This window comes from Lutibacter citreus (assembly GCF_003260195.1).
Lineage (GTDB): Bacteria > Bacteroidota > Bacteroidia > Flavobacteriales > Flavobacteriaceae > Lutibacter > Lutibacter citreus.
On record NZ_QEIH01000014.1, the window covers coordinates 1 to 26,741 of the forward strand.

Here is a 26,741-nt window from a genome sequence, read left to right on the forward strand (position 1 = left end):
GCCAAATAAAATACCTAAGACGGTTACGCAACCATTCTTCTAACTTTTTAAGTTTACTTTGAATAGATGCTAGTTTAAAGTAATTAATCCAACCTCAAATTAACTGATTGATCCGTAGAATACGCTCCTCAAAACTAACTCAGGTTCCTAACTACTATGACTTATGCTGACTTCTCTGCTATATCAACTCGTAATTACAGAGACCTCCCCAGGTAATGACATCTTCTTTCTCTCAATAACTGCCGTATCTACATATAAACCCTTTTGATATTCGTTGGGCGTTGCAATGATGTGCTTACTTACCCAAGTTTATATGCCTCATATACGATTCCTGTTCGTCAGTACCGAGTTTTGCAGTCTCGCTTCCTTCAGTCTTAGTTTCGCAACTAGCAACCTTGCGACTTACTAATGGTTTAAAGCGTTACCCTTGCCCATAAGCGACTTGCACCCTATAGATTAATTATTTACCTTTCAGTAAATTAAAGATGCCCTTGCTGGGCACACACATCGCATATAATTTATTGCTGGCTTCTCTCTTACTTACGAAAGTTCTCGCGAACTTTCTTGGTCGGTAAATATTTACTAAATTAGTTGCTTGAAACACGCAACAAAACATACCAAAACCCGTTGGCTACAAGTATGAAAAAAATCCCGTACATATTGATAATTTTAGGTTTTTGTCTAATTGGTTGTAAACAAGAAAAACCACAAATTGACACGAATGAAAATACTATTTCGGTATCAATCGATGACAGAGTAGAATTATTTAGAGTTGCTTATTTTTTAGCACTTGAAGACAGTCTTGATGTGAATTTAAGACCTTGTAAAACGAACTTTTATAAAACAAATTTTGAACCTTACAAAAAATATAGGAATCATCCATTAGTTCAAAAAATTGGAAATGGAGATATTTGGAAAGCGGATTTGCCAGCACTTGCATTATGTCTTCACGAAAATCTAAAACCAAAAGATAGCCTAAATATTAATGAGTTATCTAAGCAATACGGTTGGTATGCGGAAAATCTTGATTCGCTCTCAGCTCTTCTTATTGACTTTAAAAAAACAATTGATTTTAAAAATAACTACAACGTGAATTACACCACGTTTATAGATTCTTTAAAATCTAACAAAATTACTCAAAAACTGAATGAATTTTATAGAACAGATAAAAAAACAAATCTTAAAATACTGTTTGATCCATTAAATCGAATTACAAGTAAAGCCGTAACATTCGCAAACAATCCAAAGAATGAAAGAACATTTATCATTGCCTATTTATGTGATGAACCTAATGACAAGTTTAAACCATTAACACTCAATTGGAATGATACTTACAGATTAATAGTAATTCACGAAAACAGTCATATCTATACAGATAAATTATATAAAAAATACTATGACAAAGAACTTGACTCATTGATAAATCAAGAAAAGTTTAAGGAACAATTCAATGACATTGACGAGATTATAGTTCGTGGAATAGCCGCTAAAATATTGGAACTAAATTATGGCTCAAAAGTCGGGGAATATGAAATCAGTCATCAACCGAAAAATTCGAGAATTGTTTATGACTATTTGAATAAATATTTACTTAATGAAAAGATGGAATTTGAGCAAGCATACAAAGGGATTATTGAACAACTAAAGAAAAAATACCTGTAGCTAACACCTCCTAAAATTTATGCTTAAATTTAAACTAAATATTAACGACAACCATTAAACATAAGATTTGCTACCACCGAAAAATCTCCGATTTTCCAGTCGTACAAAACTTATAAAAACTCGTTGTAGCAAATTTGAAAAAACCTTGAGCACACTAAAGAACTTATGGATTTTAAGTAAAAATGGATTTGTTAAAGAAGAAAAACGAACTCTTAAGGACTCAATTCGTTTTTTAATAAAATTGTTTTTGTTTTTGTTTCTGGTCAAAATTCTGTATTTGGGTCTGACCCTTTTGATTAATTTATCAGATACAATTACGCTTCCTGTAATTTCTAATGACTTTAAATTCGACAGGTACTCTGGAATTCAAAAATTCTTTCTAGGTGCATTATTAGCCCCAATTTTCGAAGAACTGACATTTAGACTTGGTCTGAAATTTTCCAAACGTAACATTCTTATGTTGTTTGCTGGAATTACATACTCTATTTTGAAACTAATCATCCAATTAGACTGGAATACGTCCTTATTAATTGTGGCTATGACGACTTTAACATTAGGATTAATATTGAACAATAAAATTCTCGATATATTGGCGGAATTCTGGAAAAATAATCGATTGGTTATTTTTTATTTTTTGCTTTTGAGTTTTGCTCTTTTTCATTCGACTAATTACGATTTGGATTTTTCTACTTTACTTTATATTCCAATAATAATGCTTCCACATTTTTTAGCTGGATTAATTTATAGTTATGCACGGTTGAAATCAGGAATAATCTTGACTATTTGTTTACACATATTAAACAATGCTTTGTTTGCATTTCCACTGTTATTTGCAGATTAAAAAATTGCTACAACAATGCGTAAAAAAAATTGCTTAATTCTATTAAATAGAATGTTTCTAAAATAAAAAAATATTAACTTTAAAAGTTGGGAAATTACGGTTTCAAAAAGGTGACTTTCCATACCATAAACTGCGGACTGTAAGCTTGGAAAAATATTTAAAATGAGAAATTACTATTACTTATTTTTAATCTTAATATTTATAAGTTGTGAAAACCAAGAAAAAATCATTGTTAAAGAACCTTGGATTAAAAAAACAACTTCTCAATGGCCAAATTTTGCGTTAACAAATACAATTAAGTTTACAGATACAATTTACCAAAATATTGCAAATTCATTTATAGTTGATACTGGTTATGATACAATTGCCGTTTCTTGTAAACACCTTTTTATGATTTTTAAGAATCATAATTTAAATACTATTAATTTAGGTAAGGATTTTATAAGCTGGAGTATGTATCCTAAAGGGCAAACTGAAAAAAATGTTCAATTAAGTCTATTAATAAATGAGAATAATAATGAACCTATTGGAGAGTTTAACACTTTAAAAAATAGAGATTGGATTATTTTTAAAATTAGCCAAACCAATAATAATATTTATCCTTTAAAAATAAGAACAACACCTCTTAAAAAAGGAGAATTTGTTTATTCCGTAGGTTGGGGATATGAACAAACTTCAAAATTTCCATCATTAATAAAAATGAAAATGCACAAAAATTTAGGAAATTATTACTATATCTTAACTGAAACTAAAAACACTAATCCTGTTGGCAGAAGTGGTTCTCCTGTAATAGATTCAAATGGGTATTTAGTTGGAATTGTATCTGGTGCAGAAGGTAATTTGGGCGTAATTGGTTCAGTAAAATACCTTACACAATTATTTGATAAATATAATATAAAATACAACAAATAGCCAATACAACAATTTGCTACAATAATACAAATCTTAAAAAAACAGTTAAACAAAAAACTTAATGAATAAACAAGAATATTTAGAGCAAGAAATTGTAAAAGAATTTATAGATTGGTTAATTCCAAGAATTTCTGGAAAAGTGGAATTCAATCACGATTACATAAACAGTCGAGATAAATCTTCATGGAAATGTAATTCAATATTTAATGCTTTTGAAAAATATAAATGGAGGTTCAATTGTGTTATACCTAACAAAGGAAAAATTAGTGGAAACACATTTATAGAGAGTAAAGATGCATTAGAAATTATCGAAAAAGGAATGAAATACTCTATTCAAGAAAATAATCAAAAGAATTTACTTGAGTATTCTTCATCCATTTTAGAATGGGGAGGCGTAAAGAGATCAAACTACGATAAGTTAAAAGGTATGGAAGAGAATATCACAAATTACTACAAGGATTCAATTAAAAGATTAAACCCTGAAACTGTTAATACTAAAGATGACTTTTCAGGAATAAATATGAATTCTGGATTTACTAAAATATATTCGTTATTAATAAATAATTTTGTGATTTATGATAGTAGAGTTGGTGCAGCATTAGGACTTTTAATTAAATCATTTCTAACAGAAAAAAATATTGCAAGAATACCAGATGAGCTAAATTTTGCTTACGGTAACGCAAGACCTACCAAAAATGATAAAGGTCCCATAAACAGAAGAAACCCAAGCAATGAAAAGTATAAATTTCCTGTTTTAACTAATAATGATAAAAAACATATTAAGAATAATATATATGCAAATTGGTTATTAAAAGAGATTTCAGATAATTCTAAATTTCAAAATGAATCAAGTCCAATCAGAGCTCTTGAATCTGCACTTTTTATGATTGGATATTCTGTAAATTAAAATTATTTCACCTAACAATGTCTAAAAAAATCACATCTGGAAATTACGGTTTACGAACCGTTATTTCCCTTAGTTTAAACCGTTACAGATATTTAGATTTTAAAAAACATTGAATAAAAAGATACTATGAAAGTTTATTCCTTTTATATCCTTTACTATTCTTTCACAAACCATTAGGCACAATAAAGCTCCAAAATTTGAATATAAAATATAAACTAATTAGTGCCTTTTTTAAACAAAAGAGCAAGTTAGAATGTCATAATGTACTTGTAACAACTAACTTTTACTATAAAAATCTCTCTGAAAATAATAAAAACATTTTTAGAATTAGAACTCTTATATTTATTTGGACAACTAATTTTAATTCTGAACCTCAATTTTCATTGAATAACAAAATGAAAATAATTATTTCAAGTGCTTTTGTTCAGATTACATTTGGATTAAAGATTAACACACTCGACAAATTCAATAACATTTTTATTACTCCAAGATCCTACTCTTATAAAAACAATAAGACCCTTTTTGATGGAGATGTCAACTTGTATACAAAAAAAATAAATATGTCTTGGCCAGCAATAGAAAAAGGATTTAAAATACCTGATGACGCTATGAACTTATCTATTCACGAATTTGGACATTGTTTAATTTTTGAAAACTCAACAAGATCATATTTATCTAAAATATTTAAAGAGAAAAATTTTGACCAGTGGAAAAAACAAGCAGAATACAAATTTCAAAAGATTAAATTAAATAAAAATAAAGTTTTAAGAGATTATGCAGGAACCAACCTTATAGAGTTTTTTTCAGTTTCACTTGAAGCATTTTTTGAGAAACCTGAATATTTTGAAAAGAATGAACCTAAACTATACTTAAGTATGGTTAAATTACTTAAACAAGATCCAAGAAAGAAATTGAACCCAATTATAAAATCGATTAGTGATATCTAACTGTGCCTAACAATTCATAAAATTTAAGCTTAAATTTGAACTCGTTAAAATAACAAACTTTCAATAACCGATTTACATTGTCCTAAAAATCTCTTATTTTCTAGTCGCACAAATTTCACACATAATCATTAGTAACCATTAAAAAAAATGACCGTATTTCCAGTTACAACTTCAACACTTTCAGCGAAAGAATTGGGCGAATTTATAAAAGACAAATATCAATTGAACAAAAATTTTAATTGTAAACTATTTAGAACCGGAATGAATCACACTTATTTCCTTTCTGATAACAAAACAAAATATGTTATAAGAGTTTATAGTTATAATTGGAGGTCAAAATCTGAAATTACTGAAGAGTTAAAACTTTTAAAGCTGTTAAAAAAGAATAATCTAAGCATTTCTTTTCCTATTCAAGATAAAAATGGAGAGTTGATCCAAAAAATAAATGCACCTGAAGGAACAAGATACGTAGTACTTTTTTCATTTGCTGAAGGCGGAAAAATCAGATTTATAGACCAAGAAACTTGTTTCTCTATTGGTTCATTAATGGCTAAAATTCATGACCTTACTTTAAATAAAAATATTGATCGGGTTTCTTATAACAAAAAATCTCTTATTGAATTACCTTATGAAAATTTAAAACAATTCTTTTCAGAAAAGTTACCCGAAATGGAATTCATTAAAGAAATTGGAAAATCTTTTCACAATTCTAATTTTAACAGCATCCCAAACGGAGTTGTACATATGGATATTTGGTATGATAATATGGCCATTAAGAATGAAAACGACATTACAATTTTCGACTTTGATTTTTGTGGAAATGGATGGCAAATTTTAGACGTTGCATATTTTTGCAAACAATTATTCTTTATAGAGTTAGACAAAAAACAATATGAATTAAAACTTCAAAGTTTTCTAAACGGCTATCAAAACATCAGGAAATTATCAGATAAAGAACTTCAGTTAATACCAAAAGCAGGAGCTTCTGTTTTTGTTTTTTATCTGGGAATACAAACTCAAAGATTTGATTGGTCAAATATCTTTTTAAGTGAAAACTATCTTAAAATGTTTGTTGGTAGAATAAAGTCTTGGATTGATTACTATGAGACAAAAGAAATAACTGTGGGTAAAATCTTATAATGAAACACGTTTTGCTATAACAAATACACATGATAAAAATCATTACAGAAAATGAGGAGTTAAAGAATCATTGCTTCCCATTTTCTGTAATTTAATAATTTTATTCCTCTATTTTATTCTTTCTAATTCTTAAATTTAATTACTTATATATTTAAGAAGAGCTTAATTAATTACTTGGTGCTATCTGTACTCGAAAAGTTTACTAGGATTTTTTATCTATAATTTATTTGTTAACTTTAGTACTTAAACCACACAACTAATCTTACACAAAAAAGAACAATGACTTTTGAAGATTTAGGATATAAAGCTGAATTAGAAAAATATAGAAAAGAGCAAGGTTTAGATTCTTTTGAAATTGGTAGAGTAATTTTAGAACATAAGGATAGATATATAGTTAAAACTAAAAATACCGAATATGATTCTGAACTTATTGGTAATTTAAGATTTACAGCCAATTCTAAAAACGATTTACCCGCTGTTGGTGATTGGGTTGCCATTTCTGAATATGATGAAAATAAAGCTTTAATACATTCGGTTTATCCAAGACATTCTGTTCTTGAAAGAAAAGCTGTTGGTAAATTAGGGCAAACTCAAATAATTGCCACAAATATTGATTATGCATTAATTGTTCAATCTGTTAATAGAGATTTTAATATAAACAGAATAGAACGTTATTTAACAATATGTCATGCTTCTAAAATTGAACCTATTATTGTTTTAAGTAAAATTGACTTAATTGAAAAATCAGAATTAGATATAATATTAGAGAACATAAATAAAAGAATAAAAGGCATTTCAATTATTGCAATAAGCAACCAATCTCAAATAGGGTTAAACAAAATAAAATCCAAATTAAAAAAAGGTAAAACATATTGTTTATTAGGTTCTTCAGGAGTTGGAAAATCAACGCTTATTAACAACCTAGTTGGTGAAAAATTAATGATAACAGGAGAAATTAGTGAAAGTATAAATAGAGGAAAGCATATTACTACGCACAGAGAATTAATAGTTACTGAAAATGGAATTTTAATTGACAATCCTGGAATGAGAGAAGTTGGAATTACAAATTCAACTGCTGGATTAGAAATAACATTTGATGAAATTTTAGAGCTATCTCATAAATGTAAATTTAATGATTGTACACATACAAATGAAAAAAATTGTGCAATTTTAAAAGCAGTTGAAAAGGGAGAAATTGACACTGATTCCTATTTAAATTTTCTAAAAATGGAACGTGAAAAAGATTTTTTTGAATCTAGTTTAGAAGAACGAAAAAAGAAAGATAAAAATTTTGGTAAAATGATTAAAAATTTCAAAAAACAAAGAAACCAAGATAAATACTAAAAACAACAATGTATATCTAAAATTATTTCATTTAATAAAATAGAATAATACTAACTCTAAAAATGATTAAATTCATACATTGAAATAAGATTATTTCAATTTTTACAAGTTAAAACAGCAAATATGGTAAATTAATTATAAGTACTCTTTCTTTTGAAATTAACTAAACAGAGGAATTCTGAATACAAATTTACAGCCCTTATCAACATCGCTTTCAACCCAAATTTGCCCATTATGCATTTCTATAAACTCTTTACATAGTATTAAACCTAATCCTGTACCTTCCTCTTCTTCAGTTCCTTTTGTTGAAACATTCTCTGTTATTTTAAATAACTTAGATTGTATTTCGTGTGGAATACCAACTCCATTATCTTTTACTGAAATTTCAGCAAATTTTTGATTGTTTTCATCAATTATTGTTTCCGATTTTACAATAACAACACCTCCTTTAGGCGTGAATTTAATTGCATTAGAAACTAAATTTCTTATTACTGTATCTATCATATTTTTATCAGCTTTTAACCATAAATCCTTTTCTGCATTTAACATTAGCTTTATTTCTTTATTTCCTGCAGATTCTTCTAACAATGATATAGTTTCCGTTAATAATATTGATGTATTGATTTTTTCTGATGTAAATTTTATTTTACCTGTTTGAGACTGTGCCCAAGTAAGTAAATTTTCTAATAACTTGTATGTTTTTATTGAACTCTCATTAATAATCTTTATATAAGATTCTCTTTCTTCTTCTTCAATTGTTCTATGATTTTCTAATAAAAGATCTGAAAAACCGAGCAATGCATTGAAAGGGTTTTTTAAATCGTGTGCAATTATCGAGAAAAATTTATCTTTAGTTTTATTTGCTTTTTCTAGCTCAAATGCAAAGTTTTGTATTTCTTCCTTTTGTAAAATCAACTCCTTATTTGTTGCTTCAATTTGTGATTTTTGTTTTGTAAGGATAGCGTTTGCTTTACGTTTTTGAAAAAAACTTCTTAGAATAACCATTACAAAACTAGCCATTAAAATAAATCCCAATATAAATGCGATATTCAATATTTTTTGACGTTTTAATTTTTCTGCAGTAATAACATCCTTCTTCTGTTGTTCTACCTCAATGGCTTTTTTTTCTTTTTCGAATTCATATTTAAATTCAAGACCTGTAATTTTTTTTATGTTTTTTTCATTAAAAATACTATCATTTAATTCTTTATATAGAATATAATTTTCTAAACTCTTTTTATAGTTTTTTGTGGCTTTATATATTTTAGAAGTTTGTAAATACAAACGTTTTTGCTGATTTAAATGTTCTAGTTCTTTAGAAATCACAAAACTTTTTTGAGTATAATCTAATGCTTTCTTAAAATTTAGCGTTCCCAGATAAAATGTCCCTAGGTTAGCATAAGAATCTAAAACAAGTAACTTATCATTAATTTCTTTACTCCTTTTCAATGCTTTTTGGTAATAATCAAGAGCTAGGGTATAGTTAGCTTGCTTATAATATATTGTACCAATATTATTCATGGTTCTTGCTATTCCATTTTCATCTCCAATTTTTTCTTTAATTTTTAATGATTTTTGATAATTGAGAAGAGCCAATGAAAAGTTATCCTGTTCTCTATAAACTTCTCCACAATTATTTAAACCCCGTGCTTCCCCTTCTTCATAACCAATTTTTTTACATATTTTCAATGATTTTTGATAATAAGTAAGGGCCGAAGTATAATTTTCTTGATTATAATATATCCCACCAATATTATTCAAACAATTTGCTTTTTGTTGCTTAGAACCCTTATCACCATTGATTATTAATGATTTTTGGTAATATTCGAGTGCCAAAGGATAATTTCCTTGTATATGATATAATACTCCAATATTCTGTAAACAATTTGCTTTCCCTTGTTCATTACTTATTTCTTCATTAATTTCTAAAGCCTTTAGATAGTGTTCAAGTGACAAAGTATAGTTCCCTAGTTTTTCATATATTATTCCAATATATTTTAAACATTCTGCCATTTCTTGTTTATTACCAATTTCTTCATTAATTTTTAATGCTTTTTCGTGAAATTCAAGTGACAAAAGATAATTTCCTTGTTTGAAATATGATTTTCCAATATATTTCAAACAGCCTGATTTCCTGTTTTTATTACCCAGAATTTCAAACATGTCCATACTTTTTTGAAAGTAATCAAGACTTTTCTTAAAATCAGATTTATTATAATTACCTAAACCCGATAAATATAAACTCTCTGCTTTACCTTTTTTGAAATTAAGCTTACTGGAAAGTTCTAATGCTTCTTCAGCAAAATTTATGCTTTTATTCTGATCTATTTCAAGTGTTACCTCTGCAAAATTATTTAACAGATTAACTCTACTTGAATCTATTTCTGTATGCTGTTGAAGTACGTTTTCAAGGCTGTCAATTTTTGATGTTTGAGCAAAAACAACTAAGAATTTAAAAATAAGAATAACAAAAATAAGAGGGGTATACTTTAACATAAAGACATTACTTTTTAATAACTTTAATTTACTAGCAATTTACTATTATTGTTTTAAATATTGATTCTAAATAAGCCTCTTAATCATAAACAGCAAAAAAAAATAAAAGCACTACAACCACCTTGTAAAGAGAGCTATACAAACAAAATATTTATCTTCTAACTCATTTTCCCCTAATAGAAATTAAAATTCTCAACCCTAAATCAAATTCGTAAGTCCTTCTAGGCTTAAATAGTAACAACTTAACGAGTAAAGTAATTTAAAATAGCCTATTTGTAACAATGCATCATAAAACATAATTTAGTACGATCTTAAAGGTTTGAATTGTTTTAACAAGTGAATTTTTCAAAAAACTTTAAGCATCTTACACATAGCCGTTATAATTTATAAAAGATAAAAACTTATAGGTAAACCTAAAGTTCATTTCTAAATAATTAATAACAAAAAATAGAAAACATAAATGCTTAATTGCAGCTACATTTTTTATTTTTTCAATGATTTTTATTCCAAAACTAGCCGAAATAATATACATTTTCTGATATAAAAGTAAAATCCAATGTGTTTCAATTATAATAAAATAAACAGGTAAAAAGATTCATATTTAAGGAGAAATATTACAACAATAACACGGTACAATTTTAATTGCTAGTTTTAGCACATTCAGAAAAATTACATCGTATTATGTTGATTAATAATTATTTACTAAATTAGTTATTTAACAAACACAATTAACACTTTAAAAACTCATTAACCTTTATTTTGAAAAACAAAACCAACTACTAAATAAATAAACATGAAAATTAATCTTCTTTTCACTCTTATTGCAGTTTCTTTTTTAAGTACTTTATGCGCCCAACCTAAAAAAACAGCAACTGAAATTGCTTGGGATACTTGGGGCGTTCCACATATTACGGCAGCAACTACCCAAGAATTGTTCTTTGCTCAAGGGTGGACCCAAATGCATAATCATGGCAATCTTATATTAGAAATGTATGGGAGTTCTAGAGGAATGGGTGCTGAATATTGGGGAAAGGAGAAAATAAAAAATGATATGCTCATTCATACTCTAGGTTTTAACGAATTAGCAGATGAATGGGAAAAAAAGCAAGACCCAGAAACCAAAACCATCTATAATTCTTTCATTAATGGAATGAATGCCTATGCTGTGGCTCATCCTGAGACTATATCCGAAAAAAATAAAATTGTACTACCACTAACCACTAAGGATTTGAGCATGCATATTATGTATGTTGTATTTACTCGTTTTATTGGTGGAAATGATTTGGGACGTGTTCAAAAATGGCCAGATATGGGTTCTAATACTATTGCTATAGCGCCTAAACGTTCGGCTTCTGGTAATGCTATGTTGGTTCAAAACCCGCATTTACCATGGTGGAAAGAATTTTTGTTCTTTGAGTCACATTTAAATTTAAACGGAAAAAACATGTACGGTTCAACTCTTGTTGGCTTCCCCGGTATTGCAATTGGTTTTAATGAAAACCTTGGCTGGAGCCATACCAATAATACCATAGACAATGCAGATACATATGAATTAGAACTTAAGGACGGAGGCTATATTTTGGATGGCGAACGAAAAGAATTTATAGTTTCATCAAAAATTATCAGAATAAAGCAAGAGGATGGTACAATGGTAGATAAAAAAATTCCATTAATGAAAACGGTTCATGGTCCAGTTGTAAACAAAACAGCTAATAAGGTATTGGCCTTGCGTATGGTTGGCTTAGATAGGCCAAATATGGTTTTACAATGGTGGCGAATGATTAACAGTTCTACTTTTACTGAATTTGAAGATGCTTTAAAAATGGCGCAAATTCCTTTTTGGAATGTGATGTATGCAGATAAGCAAGGCGAAATTTTCTATTTGTTTAATGGCTTGGTTCCTAAACGAAGTACTGATGAGTGGGATTATTGGAACCGTATTATTCCTGGTGGAAAAAAGTCAGATATATGGACAGAAATTCATGATTATGCCGACTTGCCAAAAATAAAAAACCCTGATGGTGGATGGCTTCAAAATGCCAATGACCCGCCATGGACCTGCACCATACCAATAACCTTAAAACCTGCTGATTTCCCTGGTTATATGGCTCCAAAATACATGCCCTTTAGACCTCAGCGTGCTGCAAGAATGCTTATAGAAGATGAATCCATCACTTTTAACGAACTTGTAGAATACAAGCTCTCAACACGCCTTGAATTTGCGGATAGAATTTTAGATGATTTGTTTACTGCTGTTGATGCTTCAGATTCAGAAAAAGCAAAAGAAGCTAAAATGATATTGGAAAATTGGGATAGAGAAGCTAATGCAGACAGTAAAGGCATGCTTTTATTTTACAATTGGGCTAAAAAATTTAATGTAAAGAACAACTCCAATTATTCTGAACAATGGAGTATTAATAAGCCAAACACAACCCCAGATGGTCTAGCAAATCCCAAACAAGCAGTTCATTTTTTGGAACAAGCAGCTACGGAAATCGAAACCAAATTTGGCAGTTTAAATACCTCTTGGGGAGATTATTACAGAATAAATTATAATGGTATAAACCTGCCTGCAAATGGTATTGATGGCTCTCTGGGTGTTTTTCGTGTTGCATGGCCAGGTGCAAGTGATGAAAACAACATGTATGTTGGAGGTGGCGATTCTTGGGTTGGTATTATTGAATTTGGTGATTCAGTTAAAGCAAAAGTTCTATTATCCTATGGAAATGCTACACAAAAAGATTCGCCTCATAATGGTGATCAGTTAGAATTATTTTCTAAAAAAGAATTGCGTAATGCTTGGTTTACAAAAGCGGAAGTTGAATCAAATACTGCTCGAATTGAGGTGATAACTGAAAATGGATTTCGTGAAAAGAAATAGAACTCACTACTGCCCTAGTTGTTTAACCATAACATGGGCAGTAATTTGATAATTCTGAATTTGGTCAATAATGTATAATTTGTACTTGAAAGTACCTTTTTTGTATGTTTTTTTAGATAGGGTGAATTTATTTTTGTGCACATAGTTAACTAAATGTGTTTAATTTTAAGTCAACCAGTTTTATGAATTTACATAATTCTAAATTATTTTCAACTTGCTGAATGCTATTAAATTAATAATAAATTTCACGGAACAAAATTCAGAAAAACACAAATTAATTAAATGTATTCTAGTATTATTTAATTTTATCAATTATTTTTTGCCAAACTTTTAAAGCCAAACTTTCTGGTATATCTATATCGCTAAATCTAACTTTATCTCCCTCTTTAACATCTTTTATAAAAGTTGCGTTTGCAAGCAGTCCAATAGGAACATGAGACAAGTCATTAACAATTTCAATAGCTGTTCCTCTTACTTCAAAACTACCTATACCTTTTTCAATTTTCTCTCCAACTTTAAGATCACGTTTTGCGACAGCAGCTACACTAAATTTAGGATTTCCACCATTATTTAACAATACACCTCCACCATCTAATACACGTCTAATAGTTTTTATAATTTCAAAATGACAAAGATGGTAAGTACGCTCTAATACATAATATGGACCATCTCCTAGTTTATAATATTTTAAAGAAGCTTGTTGGTCTTTATCATGCTCTACCATAAGAAAAACACCTGCAGGTAACTTTGATGAAAGCAAATAATCACTAACAGGGTACCCAAGTTCTTTTGCCTTATCCGCAAGTATAGTTCCACCTTCAAGCATATCATCACTGGAAAGTTTTACTAATCCTTCTTGAATAAGCCCTGCTCCTAAACCATTTGCGACTAAAACCTGCTCTATCTCTACCTTTGTACCATCAGTAAATGATGTAACCATTGGAAGACTCAGGTTAGATTTATTCCCCCAATATGTCATATCTTCTATTGTTGGATTTTCATTTAAAAAGCCTTTAATATTCGCATAAACCAACGGCTTAAATCCCATCTGAAGAGCTTCTTCACTTAAAATAGCTAAAACACCTGGTTGATCACCTTCTGCTTCAGTCACTAACCCTTTATCAACAAAGTAAGAGCCTGTTGTTACGTGAAATTCAGAATTCATTGTAACCACAGGTATAGAAGCTTTTAAAATACTATCTATACTCTCCGTAGCATAAATAGCATCTCCACTACATTCTACAATTAAATCTGAAGATTCAATTAGATCTTGCAATGAATTTGTTAGCTTATTATGTTGTGCAAAATCATTACGTTTACTGAGGTCTGAACGTGTTAATACACCAGAAATGTCATAGTCTTTGTGTTCTGCCAATAACTTTGCCAAACCACCACCAATAAAACCAGAACCAATAATACCTATCTTAAAGGTTTTAGGTATACCTATATTTATGATATCAAGACAATCTTTAAGAGATTCTCTCCAGTAAGGTATTTGAATATTGAAATCTTTTTTAATCTTCTCCTTACTTAATACGCTGTATGCTGGACGCTTTGAAGGAGTAGGATAATCTTGCGTTAAAATAGGGTTTACTTTACATTTAATATTTTCAAGTTCAAATATAGCTTGAGCAAAATCATACATGGAACAACTTCCTTCATTACTATAATTATATACTGTTACAGACTTAGATAATTCTATATCTTTATTTAATATTTTTAAAATTACTATTGCAAGATCTTTTGTATAAGTGGGAGTACCAAGCTGATCACATACAACATCCAACTCTCTTTTAGTTTTTCCAAGTTTTAACATTGTATTTACAAAGTTAGTCCCAAAAGGACTATATAGCCAGGATGTACGTATAATAATTGAATTTGGAGGATTAACACGTTCAATCGCTTCTTCTCCTGCTAATTTTGACTTAGCATATATACTTTGAGGATCAGTACTATCTTCTTCCTTAATGGGTGCTTGTTTATTATCTTCAAAAACATAATCAGTAGAAATATGGATAAGCCTAATTTCTTTTTCCAAAGACAATTCAGCCATGTTTTTTACTGCTTCAGTATTAATAAGATATGCAAGTTCATGATTTTTTTCTGCATCATCAACTGCGGTATACGCTGCACAATTTACTATAGAATCAATTTTTTTAGATTCAACATACTCTCTAAGTTTTACCAAGTTGGTAATATCTAAAGAATCTCTATTTGTAAAGTGAAAATTCAAAGTAGAAAAGATATCATCTTGTTTAATTACAAGTTCTTTAAGTTCTCTTCCCAACTGGCCATTACATCCCGTAATAAGAATATTTTTCGTCATATTTTATTTCCTATTTTCTCAATTTTTTTTTAATGTTATTTTTCAATTGCAGTAGTTGCAAGAAAAATAACCTGATCATCGGGGGGAAAGATCAGAAACATATCTAAATGAAGTATTTCATGTAAATTTATATAGAAACTAATAATTTTAATTACATCTATATTAATTTAACTAGCAAGATGGATCAAATATAGTAAAAGATGATTAAAAACCTAACATTTTTTTAATTAACACAATATTAAATAGACAAACTCGTTTACTTCGTAATAAATATACAAAAAACAATTAATTTTTTTCAAAAAAAATAGGTGAAAACTCATAACTAAAATAAATTAAGTAAACATCTTCTCTACTTATTAATCATATTATGATTGTATTTCTTGAACTTTTGATTGCATTTTATCTGAATAACAAAAAAGCAAACTAACTATTAAGTTTAACTCATTGTTCCTTTTATCCTTTCATAACAAAAGCACTAATTTAAACATTGATTTCAATTAAGATACCTATAACAACAAGTCACAACAAAATTAAACACTATTATCAATCCCTCCTTTTCTTGTCTTAAAAATATTGTTTATGTTGTGGATTGAAAAAAACCATATAATTTTAATGAAATGAAAAATGAATTAGTTAAATATATAACAAGCCATATGCCTCTATCAGAAGAACTTAAAAAAGTTGTTATTGAAAGTTCTAATATTAGGATGTATAAAAAAGGAACTATTATTTTAAATGAGAATAGTATTTCAAACGAAAGTTTTTTTGTTTTAAAAGGTTGTCTTAGAAGTTATTTAATTGAAGATGGCGAAGAAAAGACGCTTGAATTTTATACTGAAGGACAACCAATTACTCCTAAAAATTATGGTAAAAAAATTCCCACAGATCATTATTTGGAATGTATAGAGGATTGCACAGTAAACATTGGTTCATCAGAATTTGAAGCAGAAATGTTTTTAAAACACCCTCAATTTGAGTCTGTTTGCAGAATTATTGGTGAAGTGATAATGGCGCAACAACAAGAATCATTTACAAATTATAGAATGGCTAGTCCAGAAGACAGATATTTATATTTAGTAAATAACAGACCTAATTTACTTCAAAGAGTTCCTCAATACCAAATAGCCAGTTATCTTGGTCTTACTCCACAATCATTAAGTAGAATAAGAAAAAGGCTTTCGGAAAAATAAAAATCTTTTTGTTCCTTCATTTATTAACTTAAGCGAACGAAAAATTGATGGAACTACATTTAGTTTTGCGTTGAACTTAATCTGTTATAAAATGCAAACTAAAAAAAACACTCTTATCCTTATTCTTATTTGCGCTGTCAGTTTTCAGTTACATGCACAATATGAAAAATCTGACAATACTTATACAAAATGTTTTATTGGGAGTACTTTTGCTATGTTAGGTAATTTGTTTCCAGACGAAAAGCCTGATTTTATGCAATTAAATATAGGCTATCGGCTAACTGGTAAAAATGTGGTTTCGTTAGAAATTAAAACGTGGAAATACTACAAACCTTTAGGCTTGCCTTATGGAAAATCATTTAATGCCTCTGAAGAAAAATTCCCTGGTTATATTAAGAGAGAAAGGTTTTGCAATTGCTTATCAACATTATTGGTGGAAAGGTTTATATTCTGCTGTTCACGTTATGAATGCTTGGCAATCGTTTGTTAATGATAAAGGAAATAAAATAGACAATGGTTTTCAGGTTTTTAACACATACAGATTGGGTTATCATATTAAACTTTTTAAAGATAAGTTTTTTATAGAACCTTCTATTGCAATTACTCACAGACCATATCACACTAAAATGCCTGAATCATTTAAACAACTAGACACCAAACATTCTAAATTATTTTTTGGAGAACCAGGGCTTCATTTCGGATATAATTTTTAAATTCTAATTAAAACATATTATATATGGATACAAAAACAAAATTATCTACATTATGGATTATTGTTCTATTTAATTTATTATTTGCAGACATTTTATCAATAATGGTTGAACTTGTAAATAAAAATACGCTCGATATTATTGGTGAGGTTACAACAACAATGGCAATTGCAGCTATTCTTACAAATATCCCAATATTAATGATCTATTTTTCTAAATCATTAAACTATAAAATAAATCGTATTTTAAATATTATTGCGGGTTTAATAACTTTACTATTTGTTATTGGTGGCGGTAGTTTAGCTCCTCATTATATTATTTGCGCTGCTATAGAAGTTATTACTTTGTTTGTAATAATATCAACAGCTTGGAAATGGAGAGATAATTAAAATTAATTGCCTTTCTTAATACCCTAACTGGAAACAATTTAAATACTAATGTAAAATGGTCTAATTCATTTAAATAAAATAATAAATCTTATAATACTATTTATAACTTTCAGCCTACTTCTCTCCTACCTGTAAAATTCCTAAAAGTATTTTCTAGTAAATGTTTTATTTACTAAATTACGGGCTTAATTGCGCAACTAAATCACAACTATAAATTGTTGCAATACATATTTAAGGGCCAAACAATTAATGATATACAATTCACTAAAGAAAAACATACAAAAACACGTACAACTTTCTAATACTGAACTAGAAACTATTAGTAGCTATTTTAAACCTCAAGTACTTAAAAAAAAAGAGTTTTTATTAACTCAAGGTAGTATTTGCAAATTTGAAGGTTTTGTGCTGAACGGTTGTTTTAGAGTATTTACAATAGATAAAAAAGGTAATGAAAATACACTTTACTTTGCTACTAAAGATTGGTGGTTAATGGATATTGATAGTTTTATGAATAGAAAGCCATCTAATTTAAATATGCAAGCTTTAGAAGATAGTAAAGTGCTTCTTATTAACAAAGCGGATAAACTTGCACTTTACGAATCTACGCCAATTGTAGAGAAGTTATTTAGAATAATGTCTCAAAAAGCAATAGTTGCATGGCAACGTCGCCTAATAAGTAATCAATGTCAAACGGCAAAAGAACGTTACTTATATTTTACAAACACCTACCCTAACATAGTGTCTAAACTTACAGACAAACAAGTTGCTAGCTATCTGGGAATAACACATGAATTTCTGAGTAAAATCAAGAAAAATAATTAATTCTTTTCTATTTATTGAACTTGTTCAACTATTCTCTCATAAAAGTTTGTAATTTTTGCGTTATTAATTATAAATAAAATTATGAAGTTACTTAAGCAATTTAAAATTTTTATCATTCCATTTGCGCTAATCTTATTATCTAATTCAGCATATACACAAAACACTTATGATATTACACATGATGAAGCTTTTACCGTCCTTTTAAAAGCAAAGAAAAAAGCTGAAGTTTCAAATGTATTAGTTAACATTGCTGTGGTAGATGCAGGAGCAAATTTAAAGGCATTTATTAGAATGGACGAATCCTTTTTAGGGAGTATTGATGTAGCCATTAAAAAAGCCAAAACAGCAAGGTATTTTAATATGGATACGGGGAAATTGGGCGAATTAACACAACCTGGAGGTATCATTTACAATATAGAACATTCAAACGGAGGCCTAATTAGTTTCCCTGGTGGCGTACCTATTAGAAATAAAGATGGTAAAATTATTGGGGCTATAGGTGTAAGTGGTGGCACAATAGAACAAGACAGAACTATTGCTATTGCTGGTGCAAAATCAATTATTGAATAATTCATTAAACTAAAAATATTAAAATCATGAATACTTTACAACGTTATATTCTAATTAGCATATTATTTTTATCTCAAATTTGTTTAGCTCAAGTTTCTGATGATTTAATGCTTTATAGAAAAAATTTCCAAAACATAACTGGAACCAATACCGTGTCTATTACAAGTTACAACAAAAATGGGTCTCATTTTGTATTTGTTGGAGGTGCAGGGAAAGTTGATGTTTACAGCTTAAATAAAGATGGTATACTAACTCCAATAAGTAATCATGAACTTTATATGCAAAAAGGTCCTGCTAGAGGAATGGTTGCTGATAATATTAATGGCACAGACTATTTATTTGTAGCTAACAAACACGGAAATGTTATTGAAACATTTAAAATTTTAAACTCTGGATCTCTTGAACTTGTTTCTTTGGTTGAAGATACAGATAAAACCTACCTTGGTACTGCTATTACTTTACAGGTTATACATATGAAAAAATCGTCATATTTATTTATTGGTGGTTTAGAAGAAACTCCAGGGTTAAGCAGTTTTAAGATACAAGATGATGGTAAACTTACCCATGTTCAGTCTATGAAAGATACCAACAAAATACATACAGATGGTATTATTGGTATGTTTACTCACGTAGTTAAAGGTAAAACCTTTTTATATACAAGCGGTTTTCAAGATAATGGTGTAAGTAGTTTTAGAGTTTACGATAACGGGAAGTTTAAAAACATTAATAATATAAGTGATAATACTACAGATAGATATTTAACTGGTGCATACCCAGTAACTGGTGTAACTTTAGGTGATAATAAATATGTTGTTGTAGGTCACAGACATCATAAATATTACAAAAGAAATGGTTTTATTAAAAGACCTAACTTTGTATACCACGGCGATGGTGTAAGTGTTTTTAAAGTAAATAATAAAGGTGCTTTAGTTCCTCACTTTGTTTTAAAAGATGATGAAAGCACAAAATTAAAAGGACAAACAAGAATTGAAGTAGTTTCTACAGATAACAACGAAGCTATTTTAGCTGTTGGTACAAGAGACGATGCTAGTATTCAACTATGCAAATTAAATGAAGATGGAATTTTAAGTCCAATAAATTATCTAGAAACTGGTTTTTCTATTTATTACGGTTTAAAATCTCATAAAATAGGTGAAGACAACTTCCTTATTGCAGGCTCTAACAGATTTGATTTTAAAAAGGTAGTTAGCTACAAAATTTCTCCTAAAATAAATAGAAACGGAAAAACATTAAGGCACATGGTAAACCTAAAATATAAAGCCGATGCTACCGAAAAACAAATTATTGAAGCAGAAAAAGCTTTTGTAAATCTTAAGAATGAAATTCCAGAAATTGCAAATATTGAATGGGGAATAAATGACAGTGCAGAAGGTGTTAGCAAAGGTTTTACTCATTGCTTTACTATAACATTTAAAAATGAACACGCTAGGGAAGTTTACCTATTTCATAAAGCGCATTTAGATTTAGTAAGTAAAATAGGCCCAATAATAGAAGATGTTTTTGTTATGGATTACTGGACACCAAATAATTAACACTAAATAAAATAAAGAACGAACTAGTTCTAAAAAAAGACAACATAATTGAACATAGCATTTAATTTAAGGAAAAAAATAACTTTTCTTAAATTAAATGCTTCAATTATAAAAACAACTATAAATTGAGTATTTAAAGCAAAATAGATTAATTTTAAAAATATAAAAATCACGGTTTCAAAAACAAAACTTTTGTTATGCTAAACCTATTTTTAAAATTAGCTATTAAAAAAAATGAAAAAGTATATCATTATAATTTATGGAATAGCAATTACTATTTTAATTGATTATTTATCTTCATTTACAAGTAAATTTATAGGATTAAAATCTGATTTTTTTCCCAACTCATTTTTTAAACATTCAACAATACTATTTCTTTCATTAATTGCAATTCTTTTTTTTAAAAAGCATGTACGTTTTAAACTGAAAATTCCAAAGTTAAAAACATTACTAAAACCAATTGCATTTGGTTTACTGGTTAGTTTTGTTTCGGGAATAATAATGAGTATTGCTTTATTTTTCAGTAAGGAAAATAATACAATGCCAATTTCTAATTTAACAATCACGCAAATTTTATTTTTTGTGTTTATTTATTCCAGTATTGCCGAAGAATTACTTTTTAGAGGTTTCTTATTAAATATAATAAGACCTCTAAGAACAAAAAAAATAGCTGTTTTTAATAAAAAAATAAGTTATTCTGTAGTAACAAGTGCTTTAATGTTTGGCTTATATCATATAATACCAATAAATTATGATAAATCAATAATTTACACAATTGGAATGCTCTTTGGTCCTTTTGCCTTAGGAATTGTAGCTGGTTATTATCAAGAAAAATATGAAAACCATATTTACGCTATAATTATTCATATGTCTGGAAATTTATTTGGAATGATTGGAATGATTGTTTTAAATTTTAATGGATAATTAGTTTTAGCAGCTTAAAAAAATCAACTAGTAAAATATTTTATAATTCTGTTTTACCGTATTTACAAAAAATTTCAAATTATCTATTCTGTTTGTATTTGCTCAATAAGGTTTTTAAAGAAAATGCATACTCAATACCGTTATATATTTTCGTGAGCTAAATAGAAGATTTAGCTCATAAATTTTCAAATTTATTATGAGCAAACATTTTGGTTGAGAACAACAAATTACCCAAGGTTAATTTGTGTAAAAAATATAATATGATAAATGTATTATTTAAATAAAAACAGCGCTATTACTAAAGAAATAAAAAACGATATTGTTTATTATTTACAACTTGAATTCAGCACATTTAAAAAAATCTTATTGAATCTTCTACTACGTATTTATTTGCTAAATTTACAGCTTCAAAATACAACACAACAAACGCAAAAATATCGGCTTTTATTAAAAATTAAATTATGAAAAAAATTATATTATTTACAAGTTTACTTCTTCTCATTTATTCTTGTAACTCTTCCGAAGAAAACCATACTCCCAAAAAAGTTATTAGAGAATATATTAAAGAAATATTGCACAACCCAGATAGTTTTGAGGAAGTAAATTGGGATTTTCAGATTAATCATAAATTTACGAATAAAAACCCTGCAGATATTAACAGCCCAGTTATAGTTGACTACAATAAAACCAAAAAAGATGATGAAAATGGGGTCGTAAAATTCATAGAATTAACATACAATGCTAAAAGTGATGATGATACACTAAAAAAAGACACATTATATGCTATTTACTATGAAAATATTCAAATAGTTCAATTTAAAAATAGAACTTATTCTATTAAATTAAACACTTATTTACCAAAAGATAATTCGAGCATTAATTTAAATCCTAAGAAAATGTTCTTACAAAATAAATACTACTTTAATAACAATGGCTCTGGTACTTATAGTGGTTTTTTAAAAAAATATCCTGAGTTTAAAGATAAATAGAATTAAGAAATTTAAGGTTTTTACAATTTCAATAAAATTATAAAAAAACTGAATTAAATATTAAAATAACTAACAACTTATATTTTTTAATTAACTTGTTTAAGATCTCTTAAAAAAACACAAAAGGAGCTTTGTTGGCTAACTAAATTCATAATATTGATGCAAATCATATAAAAATCATAAATTCCAATTTAAAATAAAAATTATGCAGTACTTAAAATTTAGTATTTCTATATCAATTATTTCTTGGATTGTTGGAATGATTATTCATGAATTAATAAAAAACAAACCTTTCTACAGCAATTTATCGAATCTGAATTTTATAAAAAGTAAAAATCTGAATAAAATAATTGGTATCGGATTCTTTAAATGGATTGTAAAAAATACATTTTTTAAATACTTTAATCAAAAACTTAAACTGAAAAATAAAATTGAATTAACTAAGTTAAATGAGTTACGAAAAGAAATGACAATTTCTGAAATAAGTCATTTAATTGGATTTTTATTCGTGACTATTTTTGCTGTAGTAAAAATTATTAATGCTAACTACTTATTTGGCTTAGTTATTATGATTGCAAATATTTTATTGAATTTATATCCGTCTTTATTACAACAAGAAAATAAAAGACGAATAGACAGAATAATAAAAATATTTAGCTAACAACCTTCTTAATTTATAGCTTACCTTTTGTATATTTGATGTTAAAAATTGCACAATAAAATTTATTTAACTTAAAGTGTTTTTATCCCCAACATTTTAGCGGGATAAGAATATAGATGTTGAGTATATAACGTGTTGGCAACAATTTGACGCAACCTTGAATACTGCATTGATGATTGCATGCTGTAGCGTTCTTTAAATATTCTACGTAAAGATTAATATAATGTTTAATTCTAAAAATATGAAAAAGTATCTTATAATTTTAAGTATTCTGTTATCTATAAACATATCTTGTTCCGATAATGATAAAAATGATTGTATCGAGAATAAATTAGCATATGTGGCTTCTGTTGATTCTCCTTCTAATGGAGTTATAAATGAAATTATTAATATCGAGGTTAATTTTGGAGTGGCCAATGGATGTGGACAATTTGGAGAGTTTATTGAAACGGAAAATGGAAACGTAAAAATTATTGAAGTAAACGCTAGATATGAGGGATGTATTTGTACTCAAGATTTGCCAATAAGGACTGTGAATTATGAGTTTACAACTCAAATTCCTGGAGAGTATGAATTAAGATTTAAATCAACTGATACAGATTATATAACCGTGAATTTATTGATTGAATAAAACTGTTGCCAACACCTCATAAAATTTATGCTTACTTTTAAACTAAATAACGAACCGACAAACATCCAACAAACGATTTGCTACGTCCGAAAAATCTCCGATTTCTCAGTCGCACAAATCTTATAAAATACCGTTGGCAATAATTAGAAAATAATATGAATATACCAGAATTATTGAAATATATTTCTCCCTTAGCTATTTTCGGAATAATATGGAGTATTGTTCAATTCTATCAAAAAAGAAACACTGAAAAAAAAGAGTTAAGACGAAAAGAAAAAATTGCTGTTTTCAATAATCTTCATTCAATTCTAAATTCTTTAAAAAATGTATTTTTAGAACATCAATATTTTATCAATCGTTCATATCGAATACTTGATAAAAAAGTTAAAAATTTTGATTTAAATATTAATAAACATTCCAATAAAATTGAAAATATCGATAAACAGATTGAAATTCTGACAGATAATCAAGAAAAAAACAAAGATGAAATTAGTCATTTAAAATCTGAACAAACAGAGGAATTTAAATTATATAAGTCCAAATATCTTGAGTCAAAAGGGATAATTGACAATGAACTCCATTTATTGGAAAAAGAATTACTGAGAATTTCGGATTTAAATAAAGACTTAAAGAAAGATTTAAATAATATTTCTTTATTAGGTCTTGTGACAGATAGCAAAATAAGACTTGAAATTTCAAAGTTATCAAAACAAATAGATGACCTTTCGCTCGATATAGAAAGTAATGAGGCAAGAACAGAGTTCGGAAACTTGACTGATAAATTTATTCAAAAAGTAATAGCAATATTAGAGAAAATTTATAGAATTGAATCAATGATATACAATGAATTAAATTAACTATTGCCAACACCTCATAAAATTTATGCTTACTTTTAAACTAAAAAACGAACCGACAAACATTCAACTAACGATTTGCTACGTCCGAAAAATCTCCGATTTTCCAGTCGCACAAATCATATAAAAACACGTTGGCAACAATGTTGAGAATCCAGTAAATCCAAAGAAAATTACATTTAAATGAGTCAATTTCAATATTCCTTTTATCACATAATTAACCAAAAGATTGAAAATAAATTTGAACCTTTATTTAAGGAGTTTAAACACCAAATCTATATTTACGAGAGACAATTCAAATTAACATCAAAAGCATATGTTAGTGAATGGAATGAAGAATTAAAGACAAACGATAAAAACTATAAATTACAGAAAACGAAAGCGGAAGTCATTTATAAAAATGAAATTAAGGATTATGGCGAAGATGAATATGCTCATAGTTATGCGATGAATGCTTCAGGTTTAAAAATGCTCGACCATCAACACTATAGCCAAAAAGAAGAAATTGATATTGAGTACAACAGTTTTTTGGATTTATATAGTAAATCAATATTGATTGCTTTATACTCTTTGAATGAAAGCAAACTTAACGAAATAGTCAACGTTGCGTCAACTGTATTTAATAAAAAAATAAAGCCATCTCATTTCAATTCGAGAGATTATTTGAACTCATCTATTCAATATTTAAATCTTGTAATTGAAATTGAGACAGGAAACCTCGAAACCCATATTTCTAAATTAAAAGACATTCAATTTTTAAGGAATGGTATTGTTCATAATTCTTCCATATTTTCAGAAATTAAAACAGCCATTAATATTGTGAAAAAATATAATAAAAGTTTACGTTTCAACAAGAGTGATAATTCTATAAACATTATTAATTCAGCTTTCATAAATGACTTTTTCCAATTATTAAAGGACTTTTACGAAGAACTTTTTTGGACATTAGACATCAAACAAGAATCAATTATAATTAAAAATGGATTATCCCATTGGTTGGGAGTTTTAGACAAGGACATCATAATTGACACTTTTAAACTTGACAAAAATACTAAAAACGAGAAACTGATTTCATTTTCGGCAACATTAAAAGACCAAAACATAAAGGGAATAAATGGTAAAATAACTCTAAAAAAATCTTCGCAAGACTCTTTTGACTTTACAAATCAAACTGGGAATAAAACTATTGATGACTTTTTAGAATATGAGAAAAAACTTGAAGGAAATTATATGATGGACATTTTTAAACCTTTCAATATAAATCATAGTAATTATGAGAAAAAAATATTAGTTCATTAAAAAAACACAGTTGCCAACACCTCATATAATTTATGCTTACATTCGAACTAACATTAACGACAAACATTCAACAAACGATTTGCTACGGCAGAAAAATCTCCGATTTTCCAGTCGCACAAATCTTATAAAAAACCGTTGTACCAAATAAGATAAAATGACTAAAAAACACTCTTACATATATAAAAACTCAAATGCCGAAAACTTAAGGCTATATATTATTGAACTCACTCTACAAATAGAAAAGACTACATCTCAAGTGCTTGGGGATTTTTTAAATATTGATTGGAAAAATTCAAATTCACTTGGTCATAAATCAGTTGCTTTATCTTTCAACCAAAAAATCCAACTAATTCAAGATATCAAAGGATTAAACAAGAATGACAGAAAAATGTTTACTGACTTAATGACAATTAGAAACAAATTTGCTCATATAGATGAAATTCGAACTTTTAAAGACTTTTTTAATCTTGGTTCAAACGGTACCAGTGTTAAGAAAAATCTAGATAATTGGTATTCTAAAAAATATTATAATCCCGAAAATAATGATGAAGAATTCAAATACAGAGTTTTTTTTCATTGGTTATTTTTGGATATAATGTTTATCTTAATAAAAAAGGTTGGTGAACATCATAAGTTAGAAAATGAATAGCTTAAAGAATTAGAATTTCTAATTGCTTTATGAAATAAAATTAA

Annotated in this window: 24 protein-coding genes; 21 read left to right on the top strand and 3 right to left on the bottom strand. The window is 27.8% G+C overall.

The annotated features are described in order from the left end of the window. On the bottom strand, positions 1-88 hold an 88-nt coding region (locus tag DAD81_RS21100; protein ID WP_262511278.1), incomplete at its 3' end, for a hypothetical protein. Positions 89-639: 551 nt separating this feature from the next. Here DAD81_RS21100 and DAD81_RS19800 point away from each other — a divergent pair. The 7 genes from DAD81_RS19800 (at position 640) to rsgA (ending at position 7,753) form a co-directional block, all read left to right on the top strand. Continuing rightward, a complete protein-coding gene (locus DAD81_RS19800; protein ID WP_179950084.1) occupies positions 640-1,662 on the top strand; it encodes a hypothetical protein in 1,023 nt (340 codons plus the stop codon). Positions 1,663-1,807: 145 nt separating this feature from the next. Further along, positions 1,808-2,503 carry a CPBP family glutamic-type intramembrane protease gene (locus DAD81_RS19805; RefSeq protein ID WP_157961203.1) on the top strand — a complete coding sequence of 232 codons (696 nt, stop codon included), beginning with the start codon at positions 1,808-1,810 and terminating at the stop codon, positions 2,501-2,503. Positions 2,504-2,665: 162 nt separating this feature from the next. Next, positions 2,666-3,415, top strand: a complete 750-nt coding sequence (locus DAD81_RS19810) for a S1 family peptidase (RefSeq protein ID WP_111710081.1) — start codon at positions 2,666-2,668, stop codon at positions 3,413-3,415. A gap of 61 nt (positions 3,416-3,476) precedes the next feature. Next, positions 3,477-4,322 (top strand): hypothetical protein, encoded by an 846-nt coding sequence (locus DAD81_RS19815; protein ID WP_111710083.1) that lies wholly within the window; start codon positions 3,477-3,479, stop codon positions 4,320-4,322. A gap of 197 nt (positions 4,323-4,519) precedes the next feature. Continuing rightward, on the top strand, positions 4,520-5,269 hold the full coding sequence (locus tag DAD81_RS19820; protein ID WP_394340175.1) for a zinc-dependent peptidase: 750 nt from the start codon (positions 4,520-4,522) through the stop codon (positions 5,267-5,269). Positions 5,270-5,416: 147 nt separating this feature from the next. Continuing rightward, positions 5,417-6,409: a phosphotransferase gene (locus DAD81_RS19825; RefSeq protein WP_111710085.1), complete on the top strand. Its 993-nt coding sequence runs from the start codon at positions 5,417-5,419 to the stop codon at positions 6,407-6,409. A gap of 279 nt (positions 6,410-6,688) precedes the next feature. Further along, on the top strand, positions 6,689-7,753 hold the full coding sequence (gene rsgA / locus DAD81_RS19830; protein ID WP_111710087.1) for a ribosome small subunit-dependent GTPase A: 1,065 nt from the start codon (positions 6,689-6,691) through the stop codon (positions 7,751-7,753). Positions 7,754-7,912: 159 nt separating this feature from the next. On the opposite strand, the gene DAD81_RS19835 is transcribed toward rsgA, so the two are convergent. Then, positions 7,913-10,249: a tetratricopeptide repeat-containing sensor histidine kinase gene (locus tag DAD81_RS19835; protein WP_111710089.1), complete on the bottom strand. Its 2,337-nt coding sequence runs from the start codon at positions 10,247-10,249 to the stop codon at positions 7,913-7,915. A 793-nt stretch (positions 10,250-11,042) separates the two neighbouring features. Here DAD81_RS19835 and DAD81_RS19840 point away from each other — a divergent pair. Beyond that, positions 11,043-13,130, top strand: coding sequence for an acylase (locus DAD81_RS19840; RefSeq protein ID WP_111710091.1), 2,088 nt, complete (start codon positions 11,043-11,045; stop codon positions 13,128-13,130). 295 nt (positions 13,131-13,425) lie between these two features. On the opposite strand, the gene rfbD is transcribed toward DAD81_RS19840, so the two are convergent. Further along, positions 13,426-15,456 (bottom strand): dTDP-4-dehydrorhamnose reductase, encoded by a 2,031-nt coding sequence (gene rfbD / locus DAD81_RS20925; protein WP_218939740.1) that lies wholly within the window; start codon positions 15,454-15,456, stop codon positions 13,426-13,428. 617 nt (positions 15,457-16,073) lie between these two features. Here rfbD and DAD81_RS19855 point away from each other — a divergent pair. From DAD81_RS19855 to DAD81_RS19920, 13 genes are all read left to right on the top strand, one after another. After that, entirely contained in the window at positions 16,074-16,646 is a 573-nt protein-coding gene (locus DAD81_RS19855; RefSeq protein ID WP_111710093.1) for a Crp/Fnr family transcriptional regulator, read from the top strand. Positions 16,647-16,993: 347 nt separating this feature from the next. Further along, on the top strand, positions 16,994-17,359 hold the full coding sequence (locus DAD81_RS20930; RefSeq protein WP_218939741.1) for a hypothetical protein: 366 nt from the start codon (positions 16,994-16,996) through the stop codon (positions 17,357-17,359). Between the two features lie 23 nt (positions 17,360-17,382). Then, positions 17,383-17,745, top strand: a complete 363-nt coding sequence (locus DAD81_RS19865) for a DUF6326 family protein (protein ID WP_111710095.1) — start codon at positions 17,383-17,385, stop codon at positions 17,743-17,745. Between the two features lie 249 nt (positions 17,746-17,994). After that, positions 17,995-18,567: a Crp/Fnr family transcriptional regulator gene (locus DAD81_RS19870; RefSeq protein ID WP_111710097.1), complete on the top strand. Its 573-nt coding sequence runs from the start codon at positions 17,995-17,997 to the stop codon at positions 18,565-18,567. A gap of 81 nt (positions 18,568-18,648) precedes the next feature. Beyond that, complete coding sequence (locus DAD81_RS19875; protein WP_111710099.1) at positions 18,649-19,137, top strand: GlcG/HbpS family heme-binding protein; 489 nt, start codon at positions 18,649-18,651, stop codon at positions 19,135-19,137. 26 nt (positions 19,138-19,163) lie between these two features. Next, a complete protein-coding gene (locus DAD81_RS19880; RefSeq protein WP_111710101.1) occupies positions 19,164-20,690 on the top strand; it encodes a Dabb family protein in 1,527 nt (508 codons plus the stop codon). Between the two features lie 234 nt (positions 20,691-20,924). Next, complete coding sequence (locus DAD81_RS19885) at positions 20,925-21,614, top strand: CPBP family intramembrane glutamic endopeptidase (RefSeq protein WP_111710104.1); 690 nt, start codon at positions 20,925-20,927, stop codon at positions 21,612-21,614. A gap of 461 nt (positions 21,615-22,075) precedes the next feature. After that, the gene (locus tag DAD81_RS19895; protein WP_111710108.1) at positions 22,076-22,603 is read left to right on the top strand and encodes a hypothetical protein; all 528 of its coding nucleotides are present in this window, start codon (positions 22,076-22,078) and stop codon (positions 22,601-22,603) included. A 205-nt stretch (positions 22,604-22,808) separates the two neighbouring features. Next, on the top strand, positions 22,809-23,264 hold the full coding sequence (locus DAD81_RS19900; protein WP_111710110.1) for a glycosyl-4,4'-diaponeurosporenoate acyltransferase CrtO family protein: 456 nt from the start codon (positions 22,809-22,811) through the stop codon (positions 23,262-23,264). Between the two features lie 241 nt (positions 23,265-23,505). Further along, positions 23,506-23,895, top strand: a complete 390-nt coding sequence (locus DAD81_RS19905) for a hypothetical protein (RefSeq protein ID WP_111710138.1) — start codon at positions 23,506-23,508, stop codon at positions 23,893-23,895. 155 nt (positions 23,896-24,050) lie between these two features. Beyond that, positions 24,051-24,752 (top strand): hypothetical protein, encoded by a 702-nt coding sequence (locus tag DAD81_RS19910; protein ID WP_111710112.1) that lies wholly within the window; start codon positions 24,051-24,053, stop codon positions 24,750-24,752. A gap of 180 nt (positions 24,753-24,932) precedes the next feature. Then, positions 24,933-26,048: a hypothetical protein gene (locus DAD81_RS19915; RefSeq protein ID WP_111710114.1), complete on the top strand. Its 1,116-nt coding sequence runs from the start codon at positions 24,933-24,935 to the stop codon at positions 26,046-26,048. Positions 26,049-26,202: 154 nt separating this feature from the next. Further along, the gene (locus tag DAD81_RS19920; protein WP_111710116.1) at positions 26,203-26,697 is read left to right on the top strand and encodes a hypothetical protein; all 495 of its coding nucleotides are present in this window, start codon (positions 26,203-26,205) and stop codon (positions 26,695-26,697) included. The last annotated feature ends 44 nt before the right edge of the window (positions 26,698-26,741 follow it).

Coding starts and splice junctions, on each gene's coding strand:
- DAD81_RS19800 (WP_179950084.1), top strand. CDS start 640: ATGAAAAAAATCCCGTACATATTGATAATTTTAGGTTTTTGTCTAATT.
- DAD81_RS19810 (WP_111710081.1), top strand. CDS start 2,666: ATGAGAAATTACTATTACTTATTTTTAATCTTAATATTTATAAGTTGT.
- DAD81_RS19815 (WP_111710083.1), top strand. CDS start 3,477: ATGAATAAACAAGAATATTTAGAGCAAGAAATTGTAAAAGAATTTATA.
- DAD81_RS19825 (WP_111710085.1), top strand. CDS start 5,417: ATGACCGTATTTCCAGTTACAACTTCAACACTTTCAGCGAAAGAATTG.
- rsgA (WP_111710087.1), top strand. CDS start 6,689: ATGACTTTTGAAGATTTAGGATATAAAGCTGAATTAGAAAAATATAGA.
- DAD81_RS19835 (WP_111710089.1), bottom strand. CDS start 10,249: ATGTTAAAGTATACCCCTCTTATTTTTGTTATTCTTATTTTTAAATTC.
- DAD81_RS19840 (WP_111710091.1), top strand. CDS start 11,043: ATGAAAATTAATCTTCTTTTCACTCTTATTGCAGTTTCTTTTTTAAGT.
- rfbD (WP_218939740.1), bottom strand. CDS start 15,456: ATGACGAAAAATATTCTTATTACGGGATGTAATGGCCAGTTGGGAAGA.
- DAD81_RS19855 (WP_111710093.1), top strand. CDS start 16,074: ATGAAAAATGAATTAGTTAAATATATAACAAGCCATATGCCTCTATCA.
- DAD81_RS20930 (WP_218939741.1), top strand. CDS start 16,994: ATGGAAAATCATTTAATGCCTCTGAAGAAAAATTCCCTGGTTATATTA.
- DAD81_RS19865 (WP_111710095.1), top strand. CDS start 17,383: ATGGATACAAAAACAAAATTATCTACATTATGGATTATTGTTCTATTT.
- DAD81_RS19870 (WP_111710097.1), top strand. CDS start 17,995: ATGATATACAATTCACTAAAGAAAAACATACAAAAACACGTACAACTT.
- DAD81_RS19875 (WP_111710099.1), top strand. CDS start 18,649: ATGAAGTTACTTAAGCAATTTAAAATTTTTATCATTCCATTTGCGCTA.
- DAD81_RS19880 (WP_111710101.1), top strand. CDS start 19,164: ATGAATACTTTACAACGTTATATTCTAATTAGCATATTATTTTTATCT.
- DAD81_RS19885 (WP_111710104.1), top strand. CDS start 20,925: ATGAAAAAGTATATCATTATAATTTATGGAATAGCAATTACTATTTTA.
- DAD81_RS19895 (WP_111710108.1), top strand. CDS start 22,076: ATGAAAAAAATTATATTATTTACAAGTTTACTTCTTCTCATTTATTCT.
- DAD81_RS19900 (WP_111710110.1), top strand. CDS start 22,809: ATGCAGTACTTAAAATTTAGTATTTCTATATCAATTATTTCTTGGATT.
- DAD81_RS19905 (WP_111710138.1), top strand. CDS start 23,506: ATGAAAAAGTATCTTATAATTTTAAGTATTCTGTTATCTATAAACATA.
- DAD81_RS19910 (WP_111710112.1), top strand. CDS start 24,051: ATGAATATACCAGAATTATTGAAATATATTTCTCCCTTAGCTATTTTC.
- DAD81_RS19915 (WP_111710114.1), top strand. CDS start 24,933: ATGAGTCAATTTCAATATTCCTTTTATCACATAATTAACCAAAAGATT.
- DAD81_RS19920 (WP_111710116.1), top strand. CDS start 26,203: ATGACTAAAAAACACTCTTACATATATAAAAACTCAAATGCCGAAAAC.